Here is a 4,801-nt window from a genome sequence, read left to right as displayed (position 1 = left end):
GCATTATTTCTACACAACCAAAAACGATATCTAAAGATTCATATACTATTTTGAAAAAAGAATCAAATATATCAGCCATAAATGTAAAGGGAACTATAGAAAGCAATGAATATACTGAAGTGTACTCAACAGTTGATAGTGTAATAAAAAATGTGAATGTAAAAATTGGTGACTATGTGAAACAAGGTGATCTTCTTGCAGTAATAGATTCAACATCTATTGTTGATAGTATTAATCAATTGCAAGAAACTATCAAAACTAACGAATCTGTAAACAAATCAGTTCTTGATAATGCAAAACAAGTTTATGACCATGCCATTGAATTGAACAATGAATCCAATAACGCTGACATCTTACAAACAAAAGCTGATATTGAAGCAGCACGACTTGATTTTGAAAATAAACAATATATATTTGAATCTTATTCTGCCCTTTATGAACAAGGTGCCATATCAGAGCTTGAAATGCAAAATTATGAAATAGATTTTAAAAATGCTAAAAATACATATGATACTGCTCTGATTAAACTAGATAATTTAAAAAAACAATTAGATTTAAATTTAAAAAATGCAGAAAATGATTATAATACTGCTCTATCCAAATATAATGATCAAAGCAACAGAATCGACCTAGATATCCAAAAGGAAAAATTATCTCAATGTAACGTAACCTCCCCTATTGATGGAATTATAAGTTCCGTAAATGCTGCTCCTGGAGGCAGCAGTCTGTCAAATCTTTTTAAAATTGAAAATATTAATGCCTTAAAGGTAATTGCTTCTGTAGATGAAGCTGATATCTCAAAAATTCAAATCGGTCAGACTGCTGAAATAGAGACTGATTCTAGTGGAAATACAATTATTCATGGTGAAGTAACAGATATAAGTGGAATATCAAAAAAAGATGATTCTCTTTTAGATTTGAAAGATGACTCAAATGATAAAGATGTAAAATATGAAGTAACTATAAATATAACAGATGTTGATAATACATTAAAATTAGGAATGAACGCAAATGTGAATATTATATTAAATGAAACTCCAGATGCTTATACAGTTCCATGTGAAAGCATATTCAAAGATTCATCTGATAACAATTGCATATATATAGCTGAAAAAACGGATTCTGATTCTGTATATAAAGTGAAAAAAATTAATGTACATGTAGGAAGTGAATCATCACTTTACTCTGAAATAGACGGGGATGATATAAGAGATGATCTGATAATTTTAACAAATCCCCTTGATTTTGAAGAAAATAGCAAAATTAAAATTGAAGATTAAGGAGTTTTATATGTTTCTAAAAATTGATAATATTAAAAAATCATATGGTCAGGATGACAGTCTAGTACAGGTTTTAAAAGGTACAAGCTTTAGTCTTGAACAAGGTAAAATATGCACCATATTAGGTCCTTCTGGTTCAGGTAAGTCAACTCTTCTTAACATAATTGGAGGACTTGAGACAATTGATTCTGGTAGTGTAATAATAAATAATATTGATCTTTCACAAGCTTCTCCTTCTCAATTGTCTGATTTTAGACGTAATTATTTAGGTTTCATATTTCAGTTTTACAATCTTGTACCTAATCTTACTGTAATTGAAAATATAGAAGTATGTGAATATTTAACTAAAAATCCTCTTGAAAAAGAGAGCTTATTGAGAAATTTGGGAATTTGGGAACACAAAGACAAATTTCCAAAACATCTATCTGGAGGACAGCAGCAGAGAACAGCAATAGCCAGAGCTCTCATCAAAAATCCAAAACTTTTGTTATGTGATGAACCAACTGGAGCCCTGGATTATAAAACATCCAAAGAAATACTTCAATTATTGGAAGATGTAAATAAATTGTATGGAACTACTATGATTATAGTAACTCATAATGATGCTATAAAAAATATGTCTCATAAAGTCATCAAAGTAAAAGATGGACTCATTGAAGATGAGTTTGAAAATTCAACTTTAATTCCTGCTGCTGAAATAGAATGGTAATTATATAAAATAAGGTGAAATATATGGTTTTAAATAAAAGAATACCTCGTGAATTTAAAGAAAATATTACAAAATATATAGGACTGATTTTACTGATACTTCTCAGTTCTATGGCTATTGTAGGCTTTTCAAATTCTGCTGACTGTGTTATACAGACAGGTGCTGAAATAGCTGTTACAAATAACCTTGAAGATGGTGAATTTCAGGTTCAGTCTAAACTAGATAACTTTACCATACGGACAATAACTAAATTGGGAGTTACACTAGATGAAAATTTTTACATAGACTATCCTTTTGATGGAAAAACGATACGATTATTTAAGGAACGAAAAAATTTAAATAAAATTTCCATAATTAATGGTAATAATTTTTCAGATGCCCTTGGCAACGAAGTAATTTTAGATGAGCATTTTGCTTGTACTAACAATTATAGTATTGGAAAAACACTCACTTTAAATAATTCCGAATATACTATATCTGGATATGGAGCTGCTCCTGATTATTCTTTCATTGTAAATAAGATTACTGATACTATTCCTGAACCCGCTAATTTCGGAATAGGTTTTATATCTTCTGATAATTTTGATAGTTTTAACAACAATATTGTATATTGTTATTCATATAAGCTTAACGGTTTTTCAGCAGAAAAATTAAAAAATATAATTTCTAAAAATTCTTCCTTAACATTTTTTATAGAATCTAAAGACAACCAAAGAATTACAAGCTATATTGAAGATAATATAATAAATAAAAATATGGGAGTTGCTATTGGAATTGTGCTAGTAACTATGATTGCATTTATCATATCAACATCTGTTATAAATACAATTGATAAAGAAAGTCCTATAATCGGAACATTCTACTCTCTTGGCTATACGAAAATAGAACTTCTAGTTCACTTTATGATACTTCCTGTTATATTAACTAGTGCGGGAGCTATTTTAGGAACTATTTTGGGATTTTTACTCGCACGTCCTCTTATTGCTTCTTCAACTGAATATTATAGTCTTCCTTATATTCCTACTGTTTATACTCCATCGCTATTATTTATAGGTATTTTTCTTCCAATTATAATTGTTATTGTAATAAATACATATACTTTATATAACCGTCTTAACTCTACTCCTTTGCAGCTTTTGAGAAATGAGAAAAAACAAGGTAAAATGAGCTCTCTAAAAATTAAACATTTAAACTTTATTACTAAATTCAGAATCCGCCAGTTTCTAAGAGAATATACAAGCAATTTGATTTTATTCTTTGGTATAATAATTTCAACTTTTCTTCTTGTTTTTGGACTTGGGTGCAATAGTGCTATAAGCACTTATTTGAAAAACATAGCTGATGAGACGAATTTTAAGTATACATATATACTTAATCTTCCTATTAACATTCCTGAAAGCGATGAAATCGAAAAAACTACAATAACCAATTTATCCATTTATTACGATACTCTTGGACAAAATATAGACCTTACTTTTCAAGGTATAAAAGAAAATTCAAAATTCTATAATTTTAATCTTAAAACTTCTGATCCAGGTCTATATATATCAAGCAATGTTCGTGATAAATTTGGATTAAGTACAGGAGACACAATAACTCTTCAGGATAAGTCAGAAAATAAAATATATAAATTAAAAATTGCAGGAATATTGGATTATTCAACTGGATTATATATATTTATGAATAATGAAAATATGAATACACTCATAGGAAAATCAAAAAATTATTTTAATTCCTATATTACAAATAAAAAATTAAATATTGATGATTCCTATATAACTTCACTAATTACAAGCGACAGTATCGTTGATAGTGGAAAAAATATGACATCTTCAATGAATGCAATCATAGGACTTGTAATAGTCTTTGCCAGTGTCATGTTTATTATTACTATGTATTTATTATTAAAATTGATGATTGATAAAAATACCTACAGTATTTCACTTGTAAAAGTTTTAGGATATAGAACAAAAGAAATAAATAAACTATACCTTGGAAGTTCCTTCTATGTAGTTTTAATTTCTTCACTTATTGCAGTTCCACTCTGCACTAAACTTACTGAAATATTATGGCCTAATTTAATATCAAACCTTCAGACATATATACCAATAGTTTTAACTCTTAAAGATTATATTTTTATGTATATAATTATTTTTGCTTCTTATTATGTAAGTTTATATTTCTTGAAAAAACATTTATATTCAATCTCTATGACTGAAGCTTTAAAAAACAGAGATTAAAAAATAAATCTCCTTATACACACATATAAAAATATCTGTTATAAGGAGATTTATACATATTCATAATTTTTCTCTCAAATTTATATTCCCTTACTGTTTCTTAAAAATACATCGCTCTCCTATTTCTATTACTGTTAAGCGCTTCAGAAAACAGTATATTATTTATGAATAATTCAAGTCAGTATATATAAATATAATCTGGTAAAAATTTATTCTTTAATTTTAATAAGACAATCCTTCTTAAAAAATGATATTCCATATTTTATAACATTATTATATCCATCATCTTTTAATTCCAGCTCATATTTCTTTTCTTCTATCTGTCTTAAAGCATCATCTGCTCTTTTTTCAAGTTCATTAAAGCTCTTGCATACTTTAAGTTCAAGTATTATAGCTGCTTTACGTCTTGTCACTGGTCTTATGAAAATATCCCCCCTGCCATTTCCAGACTCTCTGTTAGATTTTACAGTATAGCCTTTCATTCCAGAAAGAATCCCTGTTACAAAACCATGATAGAAATTTTCATAGGCATCATTAAAGCTTATTGTTTCAATAAGTACCTCTGCCAGCTC

Annotated in this window: 4 protein-coding genes; 3 read left to right on the top strand and 1 reads right to left on the bottom strand. The window is 27.9% G+C overall.

The features are described 5' to 3' along the window. From Q0F58_RS17270 to Q0F58_RS17260, 3 genes are all read left to right on the top strand, one after another. Positions 1 to 1,280: HlyD family secretion protein (locus tag Q0F58_RS17270; RefSeq protein WP_367118211.1), on the top strand; the 1,280-nt coding region annotated here is incomplete at its 5' end. A gap of 10 nt (positions 1,281 to 1,290) precedes the next feature. Continuing rightward, positions 1,291 to 1,989 (top strand): ABC transporter ATP-binding protein, encoded by a 699-nt coding sequence (locus Q0F58_RS17265; protein WP_294379108.1) that lies wholly within the window; start codon positions 1,291 to 1,293, stop codon positions 1,987 to 1,989. A gap of 23 nt (positions 1,990 to 2,012) precedes the next feature. Beyond that, positions 2,013 to 4,229 carry an ABC transporter permease gene (locus Q0F58_RS17260; RefSeq protein ID WP_294379107.1) on the top strand — a complete coding sequence of 739 codons (2,217 nt, stop codon included), beginning with the start codon at positions 2,013 to 2,015 and terminating at the stop codon, positions 4,227 to 4,229. A 209-nt stretch (positions 4,230 to 4,438) separates the two neighbouring features. On the opposite strand, the gene Q0F58_RS17255 is transcribed toward Q0F58_RS17260, so the two are convergent. After that, a partial coding sequence (locus Q0F58_RS17255) for a PD-(D/E)XK nuclease domain-containing protein (protein ID WP_294379106.1) occupies positions 4,439 to 4,801 on the bottom strand: 363 nt, incomplete at its 5' end.

The organism is uncultured Clostridium sp., assembly GCF_934754915.1.
In the GTDB taxonomy this organism is placed as follows: domain Bacteria; phylum Bacillota; class Clostridia; order Clostridiales; family Clostridiaceae; genus Clostridium.
Note: the sequence above shows the minus strand (reverse complement) of the source record. Positions and strands in the feature narration are given on the sequence as shown.